We start from the raw sequence: 23,412 nt of genomic DNA, 5'->3' as shown, positions 1-23,412 counted from the left end.
AGGCTTTCGTACAGCGCGGCCAGCACGAGGAACACGAGCAGCACGCTAATCGGGAACACCCAGATCGCCGAATCGCCGGCCAGGATCTGCTGGTACGTGAGGTCGGTCCACTCGAACCGCACGCCGCGCGGCAGCGTTTCATGCGCGATGCGCTCGATCGCGGCCTGCGCCTGCCCCGACGAATAGCCGGGCGCCGGGCCGCCGTTGATGTCGGCGGCCGTGTAGCCGTTGTAGCGCACGACCATTTCGGGGCCGAACGTCGGCGTCACCGTCACGAGCGACGACAGCGGCACCATCTCGCCGGCGGCGTTGCGCGTTTCAGCTGCAGGATGTCGTCCGCGCGCTGACGGAATGGCGCATCGGCCTGCACGCGCACCTGATACACGCGTCCGAAGCGGTTGAAGTCGTTCACATACAGCGAACCGAGATACACCTGCATCGTGTTGAACACGTCCGTCACCGACACGCCGAGTTGCTTCGCCTTCACGCGATCGAGATCGACGTTGAGCTGCGGCACGTTGATCTGGTAGCTCGTAAACAGCGGGCCGAGTTCGGGCGCCTGCTGCGCACGCTTGATGAAGTCGTTGGTCGCATCCGACAGCTTCGCGTAGCCGACCGCGCCGCGATCCTCGATCTGCATCTTGAAGCCGCCGAGCGTGCCGAGGCCGAGCACCGGCGGCGGCGGGAACACCGCGACGAACGAATCCTTGATGCTTGCGTACTGCTGGTTCAGCGCGCCCGCGATGGCACCGGCCGACAGCGCCTTGCCGTGCCGCTCGGAGAACGGCTTCAGCGTGACGAACACGATGCCCGCGCTCGAGCTGTTCGTGAAGCCGTTCACCGACAGCCCCGGGAACGCGACGGCGCTCTCGACGCCCGGCTGCTTCAGCGCGATCGAGCCCATGTCGCGGATCACCTTCTCGGTGCGGTCGAGCGACGCACCGTTCGGCAGCTGCGCGAACGCGATCAGGTATTCCTTGTCCTGCGCGGGCACGAAGCCGCCCGGCACGATCTTCGACACGAGCACGGTCGCGCCGACCAGCACGAGATACACGCCGAGCATCACGGCCTTGCGCGACAGCACGCCGCGCACGCCGCGGCCGTAGTTCTCCGCGCCGCGATGGAACAGCTTGTTGAAGCGCCGGAAGAAGCCGCCGAGCACGCGGTTCATCACGCGCGTGAGCCAGTCTTCCTTGTCGCCATGCCCCTTCAGCAGAATCGCGGACAGCGCCGGCGACAGCGTCAGCGAGTTGAACGCCGAGATCACCGTCGAGATCGCGATCGTCATCGCGAACTGCTTATAGAACTGTCCGGTCAGGCCCGACATGAACGCGAGCGGCACGAACACGGCGACGAGCGTCAGCGCGATCGCGATGATCGGCCCGCTCACTTCCTGCATCGCCTTGTAGGTCGCCTGCCGCGCGCTCATCCCGTTCTCGATGTTGCGCTCGACGTTCTCGACGACGACGATCGCATCGTCGACGACGATCCCGATCGCGAGCACCATCCCGAACAGCGACAGCGCATTGATCGAATAGCCGAAACCGAGCAGCAGCGAGAACGTACCGACGATCGACACCGGCACCGCGATCAGCGGAATGATCGATGCACGCCACGTCTGCAGGAACACGATCACGACGATCACGACGAGCGCGATCGCTTCGAGCAGCGTATGCACGACGGCCTTGATCGACGAACGCACGAACTGCGTCGGGTCGTAGACGATCTTGTAGTCGACGCCGGCCGGCATGTCCTGCTTCAGCTCGGCCATCGTCTTGCGCACTTCGTCGGAGATCTGCAGCGAGTTCGCACCCGGCGACTGGTTGATCGCCATCGCGACGGCCGGCTTGTTGTCGAGCAGCGAGCGCAGGCCGTATTCCGACGCGTCGAGCTCGATGCGCGCAATGTCGCGCAGGTGCGTGACGCCGCCGTCCGGCGTCGTCTTCACGACGATGTCGCCGAATTCTTCCTCGGTCTGCAGACGGCCGCGCGCGTTCACCGACAGCTGCAGCGGCGTGCCGGGCAGCGACGGCGACGCACCGATCACGCCGGCCGCGACCTGCACGTTCTGCTCGCGGATCGCCTGCACGACGTCTTCGGCGGCGAGCCCGCGCTGCGCGACCTTCTGCGGATCGAGCCACACGCGCATCGCGTAGTCGCCCGAGCCCCACAGCTGCACCTGGCCGACGCCCTGGATCCGCGACAGGCGATCCTTCACGTTGATCAGCGCGTAGTTGCGCAGATACGTCATGTCGTAGCGGTTGTCCGGCGAGATCAGGTGGACGACCATCGTCAGCGTCGGCGAGCTTTTCACGGTCGTGATGCCGAGCCGCTGCACGTCTTCCGGCAAGCGCGGCAGCGCCTGGTTCACGCGGTTCTGCACGAGCTGCGTGGCCTTGTCCGGATCGGTGCCGAGCTTGAACGTCACGGTGATCGTCATGTTGCCGTCGCTGTTCGCCTGCGACTGCATGTAGAGCATGTCCTCGACGCCGTTGATCTGCTCTTCGAGCGGCGATGCGACCGTCTCGGCGATCACCTTCGGGTTGGCGCCCGGATACTGCGCCTTCACGATTACCGAAGGCGGCACGACTTCCGGATACTCCGAAATCGGCAGCAGGAACATCGCGATCACCCCGCCGAGCAGGATGAGCACCGATAGCACCCCTGCGAAGATCGGCCGGTCGATAAAGAATTTGGATATGTTCATGGGTGACTCTGTCTGGTTGAACGCGGATGCGAAGCGGCGCGCCGCTTACGAATCCGCCTTCGCCGGAGCGGCCGGCTTCGCCGTGCTCGCGATCGGCGCCGACGGCGCGTCGCCGCCCGTCATCGGCACCATGTGCGGCTTCACCTGCTCGCCGGGGCGCACGCGCTGCGTGCCGTTCACGATCACGCGGTCGCCGGCGGCCAGGCCGCTCACGATCACGCGCTGATTGCCGTGCTGCATGCCCGGCTGCACTTCGCGATACGACACGCGGCCCTGCTGATCGACGACGAACACGAACTTCTTGTCCTGATCGGTGTTGATCGCCGCATCGTCGACGAGCAGCGCCGCATGCGGCGCGCTGCCGCCCACCTTCACGCGTGCATACAGGCCGGGCACGAGCGTGCCGTCCGCGTTGTCGAAGCGCGCGCGCACGCGGATCGTGCCGGACGACGTATCGAGCCGGTTGTCGACCGAATCGATCTCGCCGCTGCGCGAATAGCCGGTCTCGTTGGCGAGGCCGAGTTCGACCGGCACCTTGCGGCCGTTGCGCGCGCCGTTGATGTATTGCAGATAGGTCTGCTCGTCCGCGTCGAACGACGCGTAGATCGGCGACACCGACACGAGCGTCGTGAGCGGCGGCGCCGATGCACCGGCCGACACGACGTTGCCGAGCGTGATCTCCGCGCGCGACACGCGGCCCGACACGGGCGCCGTGATCCGCGTATAGCCGAGATTGATGCGCGCGGTCTCGAGCGCGGCTTCGGCCGCCTTGAGGTTCGCGGCCGCTTCGCGCGCGGCGTTCTGCTTCTCGTCGTAGTCGCGCTTCGCGATCGCGTTGTCGCCGATCAGCCGTTGCGCGCGCTGCCAGTCGCTCTGCGCGTAGCCGTTGCGTGCCTGCGCGGCCGCGAGCTGCGCGGCGGCGCGGTCGACTTCGGCCTGATACGGGCGCGGATCGATCACGAACAGCACGTCGCCCTTCTTCACGAGCGCGCCGTCCTTGAAGTTCACCGCGACGATCGTGCCCGATACCTGCGGGCGCACGTCGACCTTCTCGACCGCCTCGAGGCGGCCCGAATAGCTTTGCCAGTCGGTCACGGTCTGCGGAACGACCGTCGCGACGTCGACTTCCGTCAGCGGGGCGGCGGCCTTCTCGGGCGCGTTCGCGTTGACGCGCATCGCGCCGAACGTCCCGAGGCCAACGACGGCGAGCGTCGCGACCGCAGCGGTCGCGATGCGGGAGCGGGAGGTGCGTAGGATGGCCATGTAGATCTCCAGTAAGCGTGGATTGGATTGGTTATTCGTTGCGATTCGGCTGGCGCGCCTGGAAGCGGCACTGGAAGAAGCGCACGGCTTCGTCGAAGGCGGCTTCGTGCGTCGCGAGCGCGGCATGCGTGACGTCCGGATAGCGGATCACCTGCGTCAGCACGCCCGACGAAATCAGGCAGCCCGCGTATTTCTCCGCTTCGACGTGCAGCACGTCGTTCTGCGCAGTGACGATCAGCGTCGGCGGCAGCCCCGAAAGGCGCACCGACTCGAGCGGCGCCGCGTACGGATGCATGCGTTGCGACGCCTGCGGCAGATAGGCGCGATAACAGGCCGCGCATTCGCGTGCGGTGATGTCCGACGCGAGACGTTCGGCATCGCCGATGCGCGTCATGCTCGGGTCGAGCATCGGCCCGAACAGCGCCTGCGCGACGATCGGCACTTCGCCGCGATCGCGCGCGATGAACGCGAGACAGTTCGCGAGCTGTCCGCCTGCGTCGTGCCCCGCGACGCCGATCTTCTTCGGATTGCCGCCGAACGCGCGGGCGCGCGTCGCGGCCCAGACGGCCGCGCGATACGCGTCTTCCGGCGCGGCCGGAAACGGAAACGCGGGCGCGAGCGAGTAGTCGACCGACACTACGAGCGCCGGTAAGCGTTCTGCTAAAAAGCGCGCGGCGAAATCCGCGTCGTCGAGCGTGCCGCGCACGAAACCGCCGCCGTGGAAATAAAGCACTACTGGCAACCCGGTCTTGTCGGGGCGGCGATAGAGGCGCAGCGCGATGTCCTGCGCGTAGCCCGGAATTTCCAGCTCCGTGACCGCCAGTGCCGCGCCGGCTCTGGCTTCGGCGGGCAGTGCGGATTTCAGGAATTTGCTGAATTCGGAAGCGTCCATGACGATGCATCGTCCATTTCGAGATGGATCGAATTCTGGGTCCGGCAGACATCCGGATAAATGCCTATAATCCGGCAACACAATTCAACGCCCCCGAACAATCCAGGCTGCGTCTGCCCACGAGGCAGCGCAGCCTCGTTCGTTCCGGGGCTCATTAGATTGCGGAGGTAGTGATGGACCGGCTTCAGGCCATGCAGGTGTTTACTCGCGTCGTCGACACGAGCAGCTTCACGAAGGCAGCGGAGACGCTCGGCCTGCCGCGCGCGTCCGTCACGACGATCATCCAGAATCTCGAAGCGTTCCTCGGCGTGCGGCTGATGCACCGGACCACGCGCCGGCTGTCGCTGACGCCCGACGGCGCCGCCTACTACGAACGCTGCGTGCGCATCCTCGCGGACGTCGAGGAAACCGAGGCGAGCTTCCAGAACAACAACCGGAAGCCGCACGGAAAGTTGCGTGTCGACATGCCGGGCTCGATCGGGCGGCTACTCGTGATTCCTTCGCTCTGCGAATTCCATACGCGCTATCCGGACATCGATCTGCAGCTCGGCCTGTCCGATCGTCCGGTCGATCTGCTGCAGGAAGGCGTCGACTGCGTGATCCGCGTCGGCGCGCTGCAGGATTCGTCGCTCGTCGCGCGCCGCGTCGGGCTGTTCGAGGGCGTGTCGGTCGCCGCGCCGGCCTATCTCGAGAAGTACGGCGAGCCGCAGACGATCGAAGACCTGAGCCAGCACAAGGCCGTCAATTATTTTTCGAGCCGCACGGGCCGCACGATCGACTGGTCGTTCCTGATCGACGGCAAGGAAGTCGAGGTCAAGATGAACGGCATCGTGTCGGTGAACGACGCCGACGCGTATGTGACGTGCGGGCTCGAAGGCTTCGGGCTGATCCAGCCGCCGCTCTTCATGGTGCTGCCGCATCTGCGCGAAGGCCGCCTGAAGGAAGTGCTGCCGGGCTTCAAGCCGCTGCCGATGCCGATCTCGGTCGTGTATCCGCACAGCCGCCATCTCTCGCCGAAGGTGCGCGTGTTCGTCGACTGGGTCGCCGAGGTGTTCGACCGCTGCCCGCTGCTGAGCGGCAAGGGCAGCCTCGACGCGACGTGCAGCAAGCGCACGTTCGAGGAAGCCGAGCGCGCACCGGTGCTCGACACGCCCGTCATCAACGAATGGGTCGCATGATCGTCTGACGCGCACGCGCGCGTATCGCGGTGCACGGGCGGATGGCCCGTGCGCCGTCCCGCCTTCCTCTCTCTGCATTGCCTTCTGCGTGTCGCGATCGCGCGATGCGCGCGATCGTTTCCCGATCCGCATCGGACCTTTGCGCGACGCGCGTGAATCGCGCGCACATCGCTCGAACATCGTCGGACGAATCGCACGACATCCGTGCCAGGCCCGCGCGCACGCGGCTCGGCGCGATCGTCGGCGCACGCCGAATACCCCTGCCGACAATGCGGATCGCGATTGTTCCTCTCTGACGACAATTCAATTCGCGTCCGTCGCATTTATCGCGGCGCACGACGCTCCTAGAGTAAACCCTGTCGCGCACAGCGTTGCGCATCGAACAGATCCCGCCTCGGCGGGACCGGGCACGCGCCGGAGCGCCGCCCGTATCGATCGAACAGGAGTTTCGCCATGAATCGCCGCCATCTTCTTTCCGCCGTCGCCGTCGCACTCGCCGTATCGGCACCGGCATTCGCCGATACCGATACGCCGCACGTCGGCGACTACGGCAACACGTCGTCGTACACGCAGCACAACGGCCCGCGCACGCGTGCGGAAGTTCGCGCGGAAGTCGAACAGGCACGCCGCGACGGCACGCTCGCCTATCTGCGCAAGGCCACGTCGTATCCGCAGGGCATCGAACTCGCGCAGGGCCCGTATCGCCCGACGCCGGAAGGCAATCAGCTCGCCGGCGCGGGCCGGTAAACGCACGGCGCCGCGCAGCGGGTACGCCCCGCGCGCGGCGCCGTCGATCCATCGCCGATCAGTCAGTGAATTGCAGGAGCAGATGATGAACGACCAACTTCCTTCGCCGCTCGATCATTGGGACGACAGCACGCCGGTATGGACGCCGTTCCGTTCGGGTTCGCCGTCGCGTTGACCCGCCCGTCGCGGTCGTGCGCCGTACCGGCGCGCGTGCCGCGTCAGCGGCGCGGCACGCCGTTGCGCCATTCGCTCCAGTGCGACACGATGTCCTGCACGAGCGGATTGCCCGCGCGATACAGGTTCTCGGTCGCGGGCGCGAAGCCGCCCTGGTCCGCATAGTTCAGCAGGTTGTCTGCGCTCGTCTGGCCGTCGTACGGACGGTCGAAGTCCGAGCCCGTACGCAGCACCGCAACGCGCGACAGATCGACACGCTTGACGCTCGCCGCGCGCTTGAGCGCTTCGAACGTCGCGTTGTCTTCCTGCGCGGTCATGCAGTAAGTGCCCTTGCCGTCGGTCAGGATCTTCGTCCATTGACGCGCGCGTTCGCCGAGCAGCGTGCCGGAGAACCACGTGTTGCCCGACGACGTGTCGCAGCGGATCACGGTCGGCGGCCGGTTCGCCGGCGCATACGAGAATTTCGCGCGCGCGGCCTGCGCCTGCGCGCTGTCGGCGAGCACGACGTTGCGCGACAGTGCGTAGGCGACATCGGCGAGCTGCGGATTGAGCTGGAACACTTCGGTGCGATAGTCGAGCGGCGGCTTGTCGTTGGGGCTCTTCGTGTTGATGCCGAGATAGCCCGTGTTCCAGCCGGCCGGAATCTCGCGCGCGTCGAGCTCCCATTGCAGGCTGAAATCGACGAGGTACTTCGCCCATGCGGCGGAGCCGACCGTGCCTTGCGCCGGATCGACGCCCGCGATGCCCGAGATCAGGAAATACGTGCGCCGCAGGTCGAAGCGCTGCGAGAACGTCAGCGCCATGATCGACGCGGCGGCGTTCGCATAGCCCATGCCGGTCGTGATCACGCAGACATCCTGACGGTTGCAATGCACGGCCGGATAGTCGGGCGACAGGCCCGGCACCGCAACGTCGCGCCACGGGCCGAGGCGGTCGAGCCACGCCTGGCCTTCCGGCCCGAACATCGTGATGATCATGACCTTCACCGGGCGGCCCTGTGCACCGGTTTCGGCAAAGTCGTTGCCCGCGTTGCCCTGGTTGTCCTGTGCGATCGACGGCGCGGTCGCGCAGGCCGCGAGCGAGAAGGCGGCGGCGGAAAGAATCGAGCGAGTCAGCATCGGCGTTCCTTGTGTCGGGAATGTGAAATGAGAACGGCTGTCGGAGACTGCGCGACCGAGTATAGAACGCGCATCGACCGCGCGTCAGCGGACTACGAAACGCGGGTGCGGTGCCGCGCGTGCGGCTTTAGAGCCGCGCGAGGCCCGCTACGCCGTAGCCGAGCACGACGAGCGCCGCGACGACATGGCTCGCGGCCAGCAGCGCCGGCGATTTGACGAGTCGGCCGATCGCACTGCCGCCGAACGCGAACACGAGCTGGCCGGCGAGACTGCCGGCGAACACGCAGGCGGCGCCGAGCAGCCAGTGGCGGTGCGAGGCGGCGGCAGCCGTCGCATAGCCGTAGAACAGCAGGATCGTCAGCGGATTCGCGAGCGTCATCAGAAACATCGACGTGAACGGACGCGCGCCGGGCGGCGGCGCCGCGCCGTCGAGCGTGCGGCGACGATCGCGCAGCGCCTGCCACAGCATCCGTGCGCCCATCGCGAGCAGCACGAGCGCGCCAACCACACGGAACAGCGACAGATGCGACGCCAGCGTGCTCGCGAGCATCGCGCCGATCGTGAACGCGACGACCGCATAGCAGCCGTCCGCCGTCGCGACGCCGACGGCCGCGCGCACGCCGCTCGCGGTGCCGGCGCGCATTCCGTAGTTCGCGATCATCAACGCAACGGGCCCGACCGACAGCGCGATCATCAGCCCGAACAGGAAGTCGTTCATCGCTCGTCGAAGTAATCGAAGCGCCGTCGGCGTTCGATGCCTGAAGCCGCTTGGGAAAACTGCGTCACGCGACGTCGACGCGTGCGGGCCCGTCGATCATCTCGCCGATCACGGCCGCGCGATCGAAGCCGTCCGCACGGAAGCACGCGAGCACGTCGTCGACCGCATCGGGCGCACAGGCGACCAGCAGCCCGCCCGAGGTCTGCGGATCGGTGAGTAGCGCCTGCGCGACGGGCGGCAGCGTGTCGGCGAGGCGCACGTCCGCGCCGTACGCGGCCCAGTTGCGGCCCGACGCGCCGGTGACGACGCCGTCCGCCGCGAACGCTTCGACGCCCGCGAGCCACGGCAGCGATGCGTAATGCACGCGCGCGGTCAGCGCCGCGCCGCGCGCGAGCTCGAGCGTATGGCCGAGCAGCCCGAAGCCGGTGACGTCGGTCAGCGCATGCACGCCCGACAGCGCGGCCAGTTCGGCGCCGGGCCGGTTCAGCTTCGTCGTCGTCGCGATCATCTGCGCATAGCCGGCATCGTCGAGCCGGTTCTTTTTCAGCGCAGCCGACAGCACGCCGACGCCGAGCGGCTTGCCGAGCACGAGCACGTCGCCCGCGCGCGCGGCCGCATTGCGTTTCACGCGCGACGGATGCACGACGCCGATCGCCGCGAGCCCGTAGATCGGCTCCACCGAATCGATCGAGTGGCCGCCCGCGACCGGAATGCCCGCGTCCGCACACACCGATTCGCCGCCGCGCAGCACGGCCGCGATCGTTTCGTGCGGCAGCACGTTGATCGGCATCCCGACGAGCGCGAGCGCGAGAATCGGCTTGCCGCCCATCGCATAGACGTCGGACAGCGCGTTGGTGGCCGCGATGCGGCCGAAGTCGAACGGATCGTCGACGATCGGCATGAAGAAGTCGGTCGTCGCGACGATCGCCTGCTCGTCGTTCAGCCGATAGACGGCCGCATCGTCGGACGTCTCGGTGCCGACCAGGAGATCCGGGAACAGCGCGGGCGGCGTCGCGCGCTTCAGCAGCTCGGACAGCACGCCCGGCGCGATCTTGCAGCCGCAGCCGCCGCCGTGCGACAGGCTCGTGAGACGGGGAACGGCGGGCGGGGCTTGGGTGGCTTCGGTCATCGTCGGCATCCGGTGAATCGGTGAATAACAACGTTCTATTATCGACAATTCCTCGTGCGCGCGGGCAATGCCCACATAATGACGGCCCGCCCACGCCCTTTCCCCCGCGCCGCGCCGCCCGTTCATGGATCATCTGTTCATCGGTCTCGTGCTGTGTTCCGCGCTGCTGCACGCGATCTGGAACGCGTTCCTGCACGTCAGCGACGACCGCCTCGTGCAGCTCGGCACGATGTCGTTGCCGTACCTCGCGTTCGGCGTGCTCGGCACCGCGCTGCTGCCCGCGCCGGCGCGCAGCGCGTGGCCGTATGTGGGCGCGTCGGCGGTGCTCGAGGTCGCGTACTGCTTCACGCTCGTGCGCGCCTATCGCAGCGGCGAGTTCGGGCAGATCTATCCGATCGCCCGCGGCCTGTCGCCGCCGCTCGTCTCGGTGCTCGCGTTCGCGGCGCTCGGCGAGCGGCCGACGCCGTTCGGCTTCGCGGGCATCGCGCTCGTGTCGCTCGGCATCATGTCGCTCGCGCTGCGGCGCGGCTTCCGGTTTTCCGGCGAAGGCGTGCCGTACGCGTTGCTCACCGGCGTGTTCATCGCCGCGTATTCGATCTGCGACGGGATCGGCGCGCGCGAATCGGGCAGCGCGCTCGGCTATATCGCATGGGTGTATCTGCTGTGGAGCGTGCCGCAGCTCGCGCTCGTCTGCGCGATGCGCGGCGGCCCGAAAGCGGTGTTCGGCTCGCGCGCCACGCTACGGCCGGGCGCGATCGCCGGCACGATCTCGCTCGCCGCCTACGGCATCGTGATCGTCGCGTACCGGCATCTGCCGGTCGCGACCGTGTCCGCGCTGCGCGAGACGAGCTCGATCTTCGCGGTCGCGATCGGCTGGTTCGCGATGCGCGAGCGGCCCGGTGTGCAGCGGCTCGTCGCGTGTGCGCTCGTCGTCGCGGGCGCGGCGCTGATCCGGCTGTAGCGCGCGCGGCGCGCGGCGCGCAGCATGCGCATGCGCACGTGCGTGCCACGCCGCTACGCGGCCGCGGTGTCGGGCCCAACGAAGGCCCGCGCATCGATCGCCTCCGCAAGCGTCGCGAACGCCGTGGCGATCTCGTCTTCCGGCACGCACGCGTAACCGAGCAGCAGTCCCGACGACGCGCGTGCACGATCCGCGTAATAGCCGGACAAGGGCCGCACGACGATATTGCGTTCGAGCGCGGCCTGCGCGACCGCGCGATCGTCGACGCCGTCCGGCAGCCGCGTGACGAGATGCAGCCCCGCATCGCTGCCGAGCGCCTGCAGCGCATCGCCGTAGCGGCGCGCGACCGCGTCGAGCAGCACCTCGCGGCGCTGGCCGTACAGCGTGCGCATCTTGCGAATGTGCGACACGAAATGCCCTTCGGCGATGAACTCCGCGAGCACCGCCTGCTGCAGCAGCTGACCTTCGCGATAGAGCTCGGCGCTCGCGGTCGCGAAGCTTTCCGCGAGCGGCTCCGGCGCCACCAGATAGCCGACGCGCAGGCCCGGAAACAGCGTCTTGCCGAAGCTGCCGACGTAGATAACCTGCCCGGCCGTATCGAGGCCCTGCAGCGACGCGAGCGGCCGGCTGCCGTAGCGGAACTCGCTGTCGTAGTCGTCCTCGATGATCCAGCAGCCGTGCTGGCGCGCATATTCGAGCAGCATCCGCCGCCGCGCGAGGCTCATCACCATGCCGAGCGGATACTGGTGCGACGGCGTGACGAGCATCAGCTTCGGCGGCTCGGCCAGATCGGCGGCGCTCGGCGCGATCCCTTCGTCGTCGACCGGAATCGGCCGCGTCGTGAGCCCCGACACGTTCAGCACGCTGCGCACGCCCCAATAGCACGGGTCCTCGGTCCAGATTGCGTCGCCGGGATCGGTCAGCAGCCGCACCGCGAGGTCGATCGACTGGTGGATGCCGGTCGTGATCACGATCTGCTCGGGCGTGCAGCGCACCGAGCGCGACGTGCGCAGATAGTCGGCCAGCGCCTCGCGCAGCAGCGCGAGCCCGCCGCCCGGCGCGTAAGTCAGGAGATCGGGGCGCAGCCGCCGCCAGTACTTGTTGTGCAGCCGCGTCCACACGCGCGCCGGAAATCGCGACACATCGGGCACGCCCGGCATGAACGCGCCGCCCTGCCGCTTCGACACGCCGGCGCCTTCGACGAGCCGCGTGCCGCGCGCCGACAGCGCGCGCGCCGACGGCTGCACGGCCGCATGCCGCGCACTCGTCTCGGGCGGCGCGCCGACGATCTCGTCGGGCGCGCTGTCGGCGACGAACGTGCCGCGGCCGGTCGCCGAATGCACATAGCCTTCGAGCGCGAGCTGCTCGTACACCTGCGTGACCGTGTTGCGCGCGATCCCGAGCTCGGCCGCGAGCAGCCGCGACGACGGCACGCGCGCGCCGGCCGGCAGTTCGCGCGACAGGATCGCCTGCTGCAGCAGCCGATGCAGCTGCCGGTAGATCGGCTGCTCGCCGCCGCGCACGAGGCGCTGCGCAAGCCAGTCCGACAACACGCTTGCGCGCATGATTGGCTCCTAACTATTTATTGAAATGGCTCTGATTGCCAGAGCCAAATGTGATTATAGTCGCGACCATGGGTTGCCGATGCGCCCGCCTCTCACCTCACCGGACAGAACATCAAGGAGATGACCGTGAAGAATGCCGACCTGCTGGCCCGCAAGAACGCCGCGACCCCGCGCGGCGTCGGAGTGATGTGCGACTTCTACGCCGCCCGCGCCGAGAACGCGGAGCTGTGGGACGTCGAAGGCCGCCGTTTCATCGATTTCGCCGCGGGCATCGCGGTGCTGAACACGGGCCATCGTCATCCGAAGATCGTCAAGGCGATCGCGGAGCAGCTGGAGCTCTTCACGCACACCGCCTATCAGATCGTCCCGTACGCGTCGTACGTCGAGCTGGCCGAAAAGATCAACGAACGCGCGCCGGGCGACTTCCCGAAAAAGACGGCGTTCTTCACGACCGGCGCCGAAGCCGTCGAAAACGCGATCAAGATCGCACGCGCGGCAACGGGCCGTCCGGGCGTGATCGCGTTCTCGGGCGGCTTCCACGGCCGCACGATGATGGGCATGGCGCTGACCGGCAAGGTCGCCCCGTACAAGCTGAACTTCGGTCCGTTCCCGGGCGACGTGTTCCACGCGCCGTACCCGAACGCCGTGCACGGCGTGACGACCGCCGACTCGATCAAGGCGATCGAGATGCTGTTCAAGGCCGACATCGATCCGAAGCGCGTCGCCGCGATCATCTTCGAACCGGTCCAGGGCGAAGGCGGCTTCAACCCGGCGCCGGCCGAGTTCGTGCGCGCGCTGCGCAAGATCTGTAACGAGCACGGCATCCTGCTGATCGCCGACGAAGTGCAGACGGGCTTCGCGCGTACCGGCAAGCTGTTCGCGATGCAGCACTACGACGTGCTGGCCGACCTGATCACGATGGCGAAGAGCCTCGCGGGCGGCATGCCGCTGTCGGGCGTCGTCGGCCGTGCGGACGTGATGGACGCGGCCGCCCCGGGCGGCCTCGGCGGCACGTACGCGGGCAACCCGCTCGCGGTCGCGTCGGCGCACGCGGTGCTCGAGATCATCGACGAAGAAAAGCTGTGCGAGCGCGCGACGCAGCTCGGCGACACGCTGAAGGCGAAGCTGAACGCGCTGCAGGCCGAGGTGCCGCAAATCGCCGACGTGCGCGGCCCGGGCGCGATGATCGCGGTCGAGTTCATGAAGCCGGGCACCGGCGAGCCGGACGCCGAATTCACGAAGCGCGTGCAGGCGCGTGCGCTCGAGCGCGGGCTGCTGCTGCTCGTCTGCGGCGTGTACTCGAACGTCGTGCGCTTCCTGTTCCCGCTGACGATTCCGCAAGCCGTGTTCGACGAAGCGCTCGTGATCCTCGAGGAAGTGCTGAAGGAAACGGTCGGCGTGCCGGCCTGAGTTCCCGTCAACCGAATGCGCCGCCGCCGTCGTGAAGACGGCGGCGGCCGTTTCATCTTCACAGCAGGTACCGGAATGAGCACTGTTCAAGAAACCCTGGCACTGAAAGATCCGTCGCTGTTCCGCCAGCAGGCGTACATCAACGGCGAATGGCAAGGCGCGGCGAACGGCGAGACGTTCGAGGTCCGCAATCCGGCCACGGGCGGCCTCGTCGGCACCGTGCCGACGATGGGCGCGGCCGAGACGCGCCAGGCGATCGACGCGGCCAACGCCGCATGGCCGGCGTGGCGCAAGAAGACCGCGAAGGAACGCGCGGCGATCCTGCGCAAGTGGCACGACCTGATGATGGAAAACGCCGACGACCTCGCGCTGATCCTCACCACCGAGCAGGGCAAGTCGCTCGCCGAAGCGAAAGGCGAGATCGGCTATGCGGCGTCGTTCCTCGAGTGGTTCGCCGAGGAAGGCAAGCGCGTGTACGGCGACACGATCCCGACGCCGGCGAGCGACAAGCGCATCGTCGTGACGAAGGAGCCGGTCGGCGTCTGCGCGGCGATCACGCCGTGGAATTTCCCGGCGGCGATGATCACGCGCAAGGTCGGTCCCGCGCTCGCGGCCGGCTGCCCGATCGTCGTGAAGCCGGCCGAAGCGACGCCGTTCTCGGCGCTCGCGATGGCCGTGCTCGCCGAACGCGCGGGCGTACCGGCCGGCGTGTTCAGCGTCGTCACGGGCGATCCGAAGGCGATCGGCGGCGAACTGACGTCGAACCCGATCGTGCGCAAGCTGTCGTTCACCGGCTCGACGCCGGTCGGCCGTCTGCTGATGGCGCAATGCGCGGCGACGGTGAAGAAGGTGTCGCTGGAGCTCGGCGGCAACGCGCCGTTCATCGTGTTCGACGATGCCGATCTCGATGCGGCCGTGCAGGGCGCGATCGCATCGAAGTACCGCAACAGCGGCCAGACCTGCGTCTGCACGAACCGCTTCTACGTCCATGAAGCCGTGTACGACCAGTTCGCGCAGAAGCTCGCGGCCGCGGTCGCCGAGCTGAAGGTCGGGCGCGGCACCGAGCCGGGCGTGATGCAGGGTCCGCTGATCAACGAGGCGGCCGTGCTGAAGGTCGAGGCGCACATCGAGGACGCCCTTGCGAAGGGCGCGACCGTCGTGACCGGCGGCAAGCGTCATGCGCTCGGCCACGGCTTCTTCGAGCCGACCGTGCTGACGGGCGTCACGCCGGCGATGAAGGTCGCGAAGGAAGAGACGTTCGGGCCGCTCGCGCCGCTGTTCAAGTTCGGCAGCGACGACGAAGTGATTCGCCTCGCGAACGACACCGAATTCGGCCTCGCCGCGTACTTCTACAGCCGCGACATCGGCCGCGTATGGAAGGTCGCCGAAGCGCTCGAATACGGCATGGTCGGCGTCAACACCGGGCTGATCTCGAACGAGGTCGCGCCGTTCGGCGGCGTCAAGCAGTCGGGCCTCGGCCGCGAAGGCTCGCACTACGGGATCGACGACTACGTCGTGATCAAGTACCTCTGTCTCGCCGTCTGACGGCGCGGCCCGCCCGGCCGGAACCGGGCGGACCCGACGCGGGCCGGTGCCCTCTCCGCCGCGCCCGCGTCACTTTCCTCCTCGCGTCGCACGCGTTCAGCGAAACACCTCGATCGCATCCACGAGCCGCGCGGCCTGCTGCTTCAGGCTCGCCGACGCCGCCGCGCTCTGTTCGACGAGCGCCGCATTCTGCTGCGTGATCGTGTCGAGATGCACGACCGCCTGATCGACCTGCGCGACGCCCGTGCTCTGCTCGGCAGTCGACGCGCTGATCGCCGCAATCAGATCCGACACGCGCTTCACCTGCGCGACGATGTCCTCCATCGTGCGGCCCGCTTCGTCCACGCGCCGCGCGCCCGATTCGACACGCTCGACGCTCGCGCCGATCAGCGTCTTGATCTCTTTCGCCGCATGCGCGCTACGCTGCGCGAGCGCCCGCACTTCGCCGGCGACGACCGCGAAGCCGCGCCCCTGCTCGCCCGCGCGCGCCGCTTCGACGGCCGCGTTCAGCGCGAGGATGTTGGTCTGGAACGCGATGCCGTCGATCACGCCGATGATGTCGGCGATCTTGCGCGAGCTGTCGGTGATCTCGCGCATCGTCGCGACGACGTCCGACACGGCCTGTCCGCCGCGCTCGGCCGCATCGCTCGCCGACATCGCGAGCCGGTTCGCCTGCAGCGCCGTTTCCGCATTGCTGTCGACGGTCGTCGTCATCTCGGCCATCGACGCGGCCGTCTCCTGCACGCTCGACGCGGCCTGTTCGGTGCGTGCGCTCAGATCGTCGTTGCCCTGCGCGATCTCGTTGCTCGCGCGCTGCACGGTATGCACCTGCTCGGTGACGTCGTCGACGAGCCAGCGCAGCATCAGCCCGAGCTGGTTGATCGTGCGCAGCGTCATGCCGATCTCGTCGACGCGGTTCATCCGCACGCCGCGCCGGCTCGCGCCGGTCGCGACGTTCAGCGCCTGGTCGTGCAGCCGCTTCAGCGGACGCACGATCTGCGCGTCGAGCCACAGCGCGGCGACGGCGGTCGCCCCGACGGCCGACGCGCCGAATGCGGCAAGCCCCGCGCCCGAGAGTCCGCATGCATATGCGGCGCCGACGACGGCCGGTGCGAGCACGGCGAGCGCCGCGTGCACGCGCGTGCGCACGGACATCGTCTGCGTCAGCGACGCGACGCGCAGCAGCCCCGTACGGATGACGAGCCCCTTGTGAAACCGGCGACGGCCCGCCTTGCCCTCGCGAATCGCGCGATACAACGCGTCGGCGCCATCGATTTCGTCGCGCGGCGGCTTGGTGCGCACCGACATGTAGCCGACCGGCACGCCGTCGCGCATCATCGGCACCGCATTCGCACGCACCCAGTAGTGATCGCCGTTCTTGCGGCGGTTCTTGACGAGCGCGGTCCACGGCTCGCCGCGCCTGAGCGTCGCCCACATATCGGCGAACGCGTCGCGCGGCATGTCGGGATGGCGCACGACGTTGTGCGGCTGACCGACGAGTTCGTCGTTCGAAAAGCCGCTGACCTGGGCGAACGCGGTGTTCGCATACGTGATGACGCTGTCGGCATCGGTCGTCGACATCAGCGTCGCGTCGTCGGGAAAATCGAATTCTTGTTGGGTAACAGGCTGGTTGTTGCGCATGCGGGCTCCGAAAGGCGGAGCGATCGTCCGCGCAATGCGGACGACCGTACTCCGTAGCCGGACAGCGATGGATCGCTCGATGACGGCCTTCCCGTTACTGTCGGCAATTCGGCGGCGAACCTGAGTCGGCACGCGCATTGACGATGCGAATTCCGCCGCAACGATGATTTCGATCAAATCATTCGGCGATAGTCGCCGTTCGCCCTTTTCGAAACGGCCGTCATGCGCTATGCGGGTGCGTTGCACGTGCTGCCGGGCGATATGCGGGAAGGCGGCCCGTGCGTGTCGCGTGGGATTCGATGAAGGAAGAGAGGGATGAAATCGCAGAGGCGGCGCTGCGGCGATTTGCGGTCGATAGCGAACGAAACCCGCATTTGGCGGACCGTACCGCTGCTGAATGCGGCACGTTATCGGCGCATGTACGCGTCAACGAAGTATTGCGGCTCGTCTAGAGGAGAGACCGAAGCGCGATCGTCACGCGCATCCAGGCGCTGCGTGACGACGCGCTGCACGCCGACGACGATGCGTCGCGCGACGTAGCGGGCGGATTCATCTATCGGCAAGGGCCGCCGAAGGCATACCCAACGTAATGCCCACGGCCCTGCCTGTCGCGCAGCGTCAAAGCGGCTGCTGAAACCGCTTCGACGCGCGCCGCGATCACACGCGTTCGATCGCGATCGCGATGCCCTGGCCGACGCCGATGCACATCGTGCACAGCGCGAAGCGGCCGTTCGCGCGATGCAGCTGATACATCGCCGTCGTCACGAGCCGCGCACCCGACGCGCCGAGCGGATGGCCGAGCGCGATCGCGCCGCCGTTCGGGTTCACGCGCGGATCGTCGTCGGCGACGCCGAGCATGCGCAGCACGGCGAGGCCCTGCGACGCGAACGCTTCGTTCAGTTCGATCACGTCGAACTGATCGATCGTCATCCCGAGGCGCGCGAGCAGCTTCTGCGTCGCCGGTGCCGGCCCGATGCCCATCACGCGCGGCGCGACGCCCGCCGTCGCGATGCCGAGCACGCGCGCACGCGGCGTGAGCCCGAAGCGCTTCGCACTCGCTTCGTTGGCGAGCAGCAGCGCGCACGCGCCGTCGTTGACACCCGATGCGTTGCCGGCCGTCACCGTACCGTCCGGACGCACGACGCCCTTCAGCTTCGCGAGCGCTTCGAGCGAGGTCTCGCGCGGATGCTCGTCGCGCGACACGACGAGCGGGTCGCCCTTCTTCTGCGCAATCGTGACGGGCACGATTTCCTCGGCGAGCGTGCCGTCCTGCTGCGCGCGCGCAGCCTTCTGCTGGCTGCGCAGCGCGAACAGATCCTGATCGGCGCGGCTCACGTTGTAGTCGACCGCGACGTTCTCGGCCGTCTCCGGCATCGAGTCGACGCCATGCAGCTGCTTCATCAGCGGATTGACGAAACGCCAGCCGATCGTCGTGTCGTAGATGTCGGCCTGACGCGCGAATGCGCTTGCGGCCTTGCCCATCACGAACGGCGCGCGCGTCATGCTTTCGACGCCGCCGGCCACCATCAGCGCGGCCTCGCCCGACTTGATCGCGCGCGCGGCAACGCCGACCGCGTCCATCCCGGAACCGCAAAGCCGGTTGATCGTCGAACCGGGCACGCCTTGCGGCAGCCCCGCGAGCAGCAGCGACATGCGCGCGACGTTCCGGTTGTCTTCGCCGGCCTGGTTCGCGCAGCCGTAGATCACGTCGTCGATCGCGTTCCAGTCGACGTCGCGGTTGCGTTCGACGAGCGCCTTCAGCGGCACCGCGCCGAGGTCATCGGCGCGGACGTCTTTCAGCGCACCGCCGTAACGGCCGATCGGCGTACGAATCGCATCACACAGAAAAGCTTCGGTCATCAGTGTCTCCTGTCGCCGGGCAGCGCGCTGCGCGAACGCCGGCCTCATCAAGGCTGGGAAATGAACAGGGCGCGCCCCTTGCATTGCCCGCCGGGATGCGCTTAAATGTTCTATATACGAACATAAGATCGTGTATCGAACGTTCAGCGCATCATAGGGAGTGCGGGGACGACCTGTCAAGCGCGCGGTCGGCCGTGCGGTTGGCGCGTCGCGCCCGGTACGCTATCTTCTCGGCTGCACCTATTCCGACTGCTCATGACCACCGAAGACATTCAGAAACCCGGCGATTCCTACGTCCAGTCGTTTGCGCGCGGCCTCGCGGTGATCCGCGCGTTCGATGCGCAGCGTCCCGAGCAGACGCTGACCGAAGTCGCGTCGGCCACCGGCCTCACGCGCGCGGGCGCGCGCCGCATCCTGCTCACGCTGCAGACGCTCGGCTACGTCGAGGCCGACGGCCGGCTATTCCGGCTCACGCCGAAGATTCTCGAACTCGGCTTCGCCTATCTGACGTCGATGCCGTTCTGGAATCTCGCGGAGCCCGTGATGGAACAGTTGTCCGCGCGCATCCACGAAAGCTGTTCGGCCGCCGTGCTCGATCGCACCGAGATCGTCTACGTGCTGCGCGTGCCGACACACAAGATCATGACGATCAATCTGTCGATCGGCAGCCGGCTGCCCGCGTACTGCACGTCGATGGGCCGCGTGCTGCTGTCCGCACTCGACGACGCGGCGCTCGACGAGACGCTCGCGCAGAGCGGAATCCGCGCGCACACGCCGCGCACGATCACCGATCCGGCGGAACTGAAGGCGACGATCGCGCAAGTCCGTCAGCAAGGCTGGGCCGTCGTCGATCAGGAACTCGAAGTGGGGCTGATGTCGATCTCCGCGCCGATCCGCAACCGGCGCGGGCAGATCATCGCCGCGATGAACATCAGCGGCAATGCGCAGCGGCATACCGCCAAGCAGATGGTCAAGGAGTTTCTCGGGCCGCTGCAGGAAGCCGCACAGACCGTGTCGGAGCTCGTCGCGCGGCGCGGTTGAGCGCGCGCCGCGCGTGGGCGCGGCGTCAGTCCATCGATTCGTGCGCGGTCTCGCGCAGCATCGCGACCGCGATCAGCGACAGCACGACGCACGCGGCCACGTAGCCGGCCGGCGCAAGCTTGCTGCCCGTCACCTTCACGAGCCAGGTCGCGATCAGCTGCGCGGTGCCGCCGAACAGCGTCACCGCGAGCGCATAGGCGATCGAAATGCCGGTCGCGCGCACGTGACGCGGCAGCGATTCGCACATCAGCGCCATTTCCGACGCGGAGCCGAGCGAATAGAACAGCAGCATCAGCGCGGTCAGCGGCAGGATCACCGACAGCGACGGATGATGGTTCATCAGCCAGAACGCCGGAAACAGCAATGCGACGAGCACGCCGCGCCCGACGAAGATCGGCAGGCGGCGGCTGCCGATGCGGTCCGACAGCCAGCCGAACAGCGGACACGTGACGAGCATCACGCAGCCCGACGCCACGCCGACGAACATCGACAGCTTCATCGGCAGCCCGAGCGTATGAATTGCGTAGGTCGGCATGTAGAACGTCAGGATGTACGTCGACACCGTGCCGCCCATCACCGTCAGCATCAGCAGCAGCACCGTGCGCGCGTGCTTCGAGAACAGCTCGCGCAGCACGCCGCGTTCGATCGCGTGATGGCGGTCGGCCGGCGCATCGTCCGCGAGCCGGCGGCGTAAAAACATGCCGACCGGCCCGATCAGCACGCCGACGAGAAACGGCAGGCGCCAGCCCCAGCTTTCCAACGCGGCCTTCGTCATCGTGTTCGACAGCAGCGCCGCGAAGCCCGAACCCATCAGCGCGGCGCCGCCCTGCGTCGCGAGCTGCCAGCTCGCGCGAAACGCGCGGCGTGACGCGCCGCCTTGTTCGAGCAGCGTCGAGGTCGCCGCGCCGAATTCGCCGCCTTGCGAGAAGCCCTGCATCAGCCGCGCGCAGACGACGAGCAGCGGTGCAGCCACGCCGATCTGCGCATAGGTCGGCGCGACCGCGATCAGCCCGGTGCCGACCGCCATCAGCATGATCGTCAGGTTCAGCGCGGCCTTGCGTCCCTTGCGGTCCGCATACACGCCGAGCACGACGCTGCCGAGCGGCCGCGTGAAGAAGCCGGCCGCGAACGTCGCGACCGACAGCAGCAGCGACGTCGTCGCATCGCTCGACGGAAAGAACAGCTTGCCGATCAGCACCGCGAAGAAGCCGTACACGGTGAAGTCGAAGAATTCCAGCCAGTTGCCGATCACGGCCGCCGCGATCGCGCCGCGGCGCGTGCCGGCCGGCGCGCCGACGGCCATCGCCGCGGCGTGTGCGGGGTGCAGCGCGACAGGGTCTTTCTGCATCGTTCACGTCTCCTTGGAACGCGGCCCGACGCACGGGCCGCCCGCGTGTGCGGTCACTGCGCGAGATAACGCTCGACGAGGCGCGCCCAGAACGCGGCGCCGATCGGCAGATTGCGGTCGTTGAAGTCGTACTTCGGGTTGTGGACCATGCAGCCGTCCTCGCCTTCGCCGTTGCCGAGCCGCACGAACGAACCGGGCCGCTGCTGCAGCATGAACGCGAAATCCTCGCTGCCCATCAGCAGATCGGCCTGCTCGACCACGTGCGCATCGCCGACGAGTTCGCGCGCGACCTGCGCCGCGAAATCCGTTTCGGCATCCGTATTGACGACGACCGGATAGCCTTCGATGTACTCGACCTGCGCCGTCGCGCCGTAGCTCGCGGCCTGCGTTTCGGCGAGTTCGACGATGCGGCGCTTCAGCAGCGCGCGCACGTCGGGGCTGAACGAGCGCACGCTCAGCTCAAGACGCGCGCCGTTCGGAATCACGTTGTTCGCGGTGCCCGCGTGCATCGATCCGACCGTCACGACCGCCGGCTGCGCGGGATCGACGTTGCGCGCGACGATCGTCTGCAGCGCCATCACGATGCTCGCCGCGACGACGACCGGGTCGACCGTCAGATGCGGACGCGCCGCATGGCCGCCGACGCCTTCGATCGTGATGATGGCCTTGTCGCCGGCCGACATGAACGGCCCGCGCCGCGTGAGAAACACGCCCGGCGCCGCGCCCGGATGGTTGTGCATGCCGAACACGGCGTCGCACGGGAAGCGTTCGAACAGACCGTCGTCGATCATCTTCTTTGCGCCGCTGTCGACGCCATGCTCCTCGGCCGGCTGGAAATACAGATGCACGGTGCCGGAAAAACGGCGCGTCTTCGCGAGATGTTGCGCGGCGCCGAGCAGCATCGTCGTGTGGCCGTCGTGACCGCATGCATGCATCTTGCCGTGCGTCGCGCTCGCATACGGCAGGCCGGTCGCCTCGACGATCGGCAACGCGTCCATGTCGGCGCGGATGCCGATGCTGCGCGTGCCGTCGCCGACACGCAGCGTGCCGACCACACCGGTCTTGCCGACGCCGCGCGTGACCTGCCAGCCCCACTGCTCGAGCTTGTCCGCGACGAGCGCGGCCGTGTCGTGCTCCTCGTAGGCGAGTTCGGGGTGACTGTGGATGTGATGGCGGATCTCGCGCAGCGCGCCGGCGGCGGGCAGCAGATCCTCGATTTCGGTGAAGCGGGTGTCGGTCATCAACGGGCTCCTGCGGAAGGTCGGCGGCATGCGCTCGGCGCATGCGGAAAGCGAGCCACTATATCGAGCCGATATCGGTTCAATAAGATGCGGAATTTTTCACCGCGATAAGCTTTTTTAATCGCGGGTTAACGCGGGTACGGATCGACGCCGCGCGCCGTTTTATTTTTGAGACGAACGGTCTATTATTCGACGCATGGACACATGCACCGAACTGCCGCGCCGGCGCGGCAGGCCGCCGAAGCAGCACGACGACCTCGTCGCGACGCGCGACATGTTGCTGCGCACGGGCCTCGAGATTCTGACCGAAAAGGGTTTTTCGTCGACCGGGCTCGACGAAATCCTCGGACGCGCCGGCGTGCCGAAGGGCTCGTTCTATCACTACTTCGACAGCAAGGAAGCGTTCGGCCTCGCGCTGATCGACCGCTATGCGGAATTCTTCGCGCGCAAGCTCGACCGCCACTTCGGCGACGCCGAACGCTCGCCGCTGCAGCGCGTGCGCGCGTTCGTCGACGATGCGCGCGACGGGATGGCGCGCTACGACTATCGGCGCGGCTGCCTGATCGGCAATCTCGGCCAGGAAATGGGCGCGCTGCCGGAAACCTTCCGCGCGCGGCTGCAGGCGACGTTCGAAGACTGGCAGCGCCGCCTCGCCGACTGCCTGCGCGCCGCGCAGCAGGCCGGCGAACTGTCGCACGCGGCCGCGCCGGCCGAGCTCGCCGCGTTTTTCTGGATCGGCTGGGAAGGCGCGGTGCTGCGCGCGAAGCTCGAACGCCGCGACGCGCCGCTCGTGCTGTTCGCGCGGCATTTCTTCGACGCGCTGCGTCGCTGAATCTTTTCATTGACTGGGCGACCGCGCCAGAAAGGAGAACAC

The 23,412-nt window shown here is 67.7% G+C and carries 17 protein-coding genes and 1 pseudogene; 7 read left to right on the top strand and 11 right to left on the bottom strand.

The window, feature by feature from the left end:
- The 3 genes and pseudogenes from ceoB to ACSHSS_RS17775 all read right to left on the bottom strand — a co-directional run.
- Positions 1-2,707 (bottom strand): annotated as a pseudogene (gene ceoB / locus ACSHSS_RS17785) (multidrug efflux RND transporter permease subunit CeoB); the annotation flags it as partial.
- A 45-nt stretch (positions 2,708-2,752) separates the two neighbouring features.
- Positions 2,753-3,970 (bottom strand): multidrug efflux RND transporter periplasmic adaptor subunit CeoA, encoded by a 1,218-nt coding sequence (gene ceoA, locus ACSHSS_RS17780; protein ID WP_006397263.1) that lies wholly within the window; start codon positions 3,968-3,970, stop codon positions 2,753-2,755.
- Between the two features lie 31 nt (positions 3,971-4,001).
- Positions 4,002-4,862 (bottom strand): alpha/beta hydrolase, encoded by an 861-nt coding sequence (locus tag ACSHSS_RS17775; RefSeq protein ID WP_006397264.1) that lies wholly within the window; start codon positions 4,860-4,862, stop codon positions 4,002-4,004.
- 173 nt (positions 4,863-5,035) lie between these two features.
- Here ACSHSS_RS17775 and ceoR point away from each other — a divergent pair, with 173 nt between their 5' ends.
- Positions 5,036-6,040, top strand: a complete 1,005-nt coding sequence (gene ceoR / locus ACSHSS_RS17770; protein WP_006397265.1) for a putative multidrug efflux transcriptional regulator CeoR — start codon at positions 5,036-5,038, stop codon at positions 6,038-6,040.
- A 453-nt stretch (positions 6,041-6,493) separates the two neighbouring features.
- Positions 6,494-6,787: a DUF4148 domain-containing protein gene (locus ACSHSS_RS17765; RefSeq protein WP_006397267.1), complete on the top strand. Its 294-nt coding sequence runs from the start codon at positions 6,494-6,496 to the stop codon at positions 6,785-6,787.
- 218 nt (positions 6,788-7,005) lie between these two features.
- Here ACSHSS_RS17765 and ACSHSS_RS17760 read toward each other — a convergent pair whose 3' ends face one another.
- The 3 genes from ACSHSS_RS17760 to selD form a co-directional block, all read right to left on the bottom strand.
- A complete protein-coding gene (locus tag ACSHSS_RS17760) occupies positions 7,006-8,079 on the bottom strand; it encodes a purine-nucleoside phosphorylase (RefSeq protein ID WP_445545310.1) in 1,074 nt (357 codons plus the stop codon).
- Between the two features lie 127 nt (positions 8,080-8,206).
- The gene (locus ACSHSS_RS17755) at positions 8,207-8,797 is read right to left on the bottom strand and encodes a LysE family translocator (protein WP_006406835.1); all 591 of its coding nucleotides are present in this window, start codon (positions 8,795-8,797) and stop codon (positions 8,207-8,209) included.
- A gap of 64 nt (positions 8,798-8,861) precedes the next feature.
- The gene (gene selD, locus ACSHSS_RS17750; RefSeq protein ID WP_445545309.1) at positions 8,862-9,926 is read right to left on the bottom strand and encodes a selenide, water dikinase SelD; all 1,065 of its coding nucleotides are present in this window, start codon (positions 9,924-9,926) and stop codon (positions 8,862-8,864) included.
- Between the two features lie 124 nt (positions 9,927-10,050).
- Here selD and ACSHSS_RS17745 point away from each other — a divergent pair, with 124 nt between their 5' ends.
- Entirely contained in the window at positions 10,051-10,887 is an 837-nt protein-coding gene (locus ACSHSS_RS17745; protein ID WP_445545308.1) for an EamA family transporter, read from the top strand.
- A 53-nt stretch (positions 10,888-10,940) separates the two neighbouring features.
- On the opposite strand, the gene pdxR is transcribed toward ACSHSS_RS17745, so the two are convergent.
- Positions 10,941-12,452, bottom strand: coding sequence for a MocR-like pyridoxine biosynthesis transcription factor PdxR (gene pdxR / locus ACSHSS_RS17740; protein ID WP_445545307.1), 1,512 nt, complete (start codon positions 12,450-12,452; stop codon positions 10,941-10,943).
- Between the two features lie 120 nt (positions 12,453-12,572).
- On the opposite strand from pdxR, the gene ACSHSS_RS17735 reads away from it, so the two are divergent.
- Positions 12,573-13,862, top strand: a complete 1,290-nt coding sequence (locus ACSHSS_RS17735; RefSeq protein WP_048995795.1) for a 4-aminobutyrate--2-oxoglutarate transaminase — start codon at positions 12,573-12,575, stop codon at positions 13,860-13,862.
- Positions 13,863-13,937: 75 nt separating this feature from the next.
- The gene (gene gabD, locus ACSHSS_RS17730; RefSeq protein WP_035489163.1) at positions 13,938-15,407 is read left to right on the top strand and encodes an NADP-dependent succinate-semialdehyde dehydrogenase; all 1,470 of its coding nucleotides are present in this window, start codon (positions 13,938-13,940) and stop codon (positions 15,405-15,407) included.
- Between the two features lie 96 nt (positions 15,408-15,503).
- Here the strand turns inward: gabD and ACSHSS_RS17725 are convergent, their stop codons facing one another.
- On the bottom strand, positions 15,504-17,048 hold the full coding sequence (locus tag ACSHSS_RS17725; RefSeq protein WP_105808640.1) for a methyl-accepting chemotaxis protein: 1,545 nt from the start codon (positions 17,046-17,048) through the stop codon (positions 15,504-15,506).
- A 657-nt stretch (positions 17,049-17,705) separates the two neighbouring features.
- On the bottom strand, positions 17,706-18,908 hold the full coding sequence (gene pcaF, locus ACSHSS_RS17720; protein WP_445545306.1) for a 3-oxoadipyl-CoA thiolase: 1,203 nt from the start codon (positions 18,906-18,908) through the stop codon (positions 17,706-17,708).
- Positions 18,909-19,163: 255 nt separating this feature from the next.
- Here pcaF and ACSHSS_RS17715 point away from each other — a divergent pair, with 255 nt between their 5' ends.
- Positions 19,164-19,949 (top strand): IclR family transcriptional regulator, encoded by a 786-nt coding sequence (locus tag ACSHSS_RS17715; protein WP_006397278.1) that lies wholly within the window; start codon positions 19,164-19,166, stop codon positions 19,947-19,949.
- Positions 19,950-19,974: 25 nt separating this feature from the next.
- Here ACSHSS_RS17715 and ACSHSS_RS17710 read toward each other — a convergent pair whose 3' ends face one another.
- On the bottom strand, positions 19,975-21,297 hold the full coding sequence (locus ACSHSS_RS17710) for an MFS transporter (protein ID WP_445545305.1): 1,323 nt from the start codon (positions 21,295-21,297) through the stop codon (positions 19,975-19,977).
- 53 nt (positions 21,298-21,350) lie between these two features.
- Positions 21,351-22,538: a M20 aminoacylase family protein gene (locus tag ACSHSS_RS17705; protein WP_059786897.1), complete on the bottom strand. Its 1,188-nt coding sequence runs from the start codon at positions 22,536-22,538 to the stop codon at positions 21,351-21,353.
- 196 nt (positions 22,539-22,734) lie between these two features.
- Here ACSHSS_RS17705 and acuR point away from each other — a divergent pair, with 196 nt between their 5' ends.
- Positions 22,735-23,370, top strand: coding sequence for an acrylate utilization transcriptional regulator AcuR (gene acuR / locus ACSHSS_RS17700; RefSeq protein ID WP_060042932.1), 636 nt, complete (start codon positions 22,735-22,737; stop codon positions 23,368-23,370).
- Positions 23,371-23,412 lie beyond the last annotated feature (42 nt).

Source organism: Burkholderia sp. BC1 (genome assembly GCF_052683555.1).
Note: the sequence above shows the minus strand (reverse complement) of the source record. Positions and strands in the feature narration are given on the sequence as shown.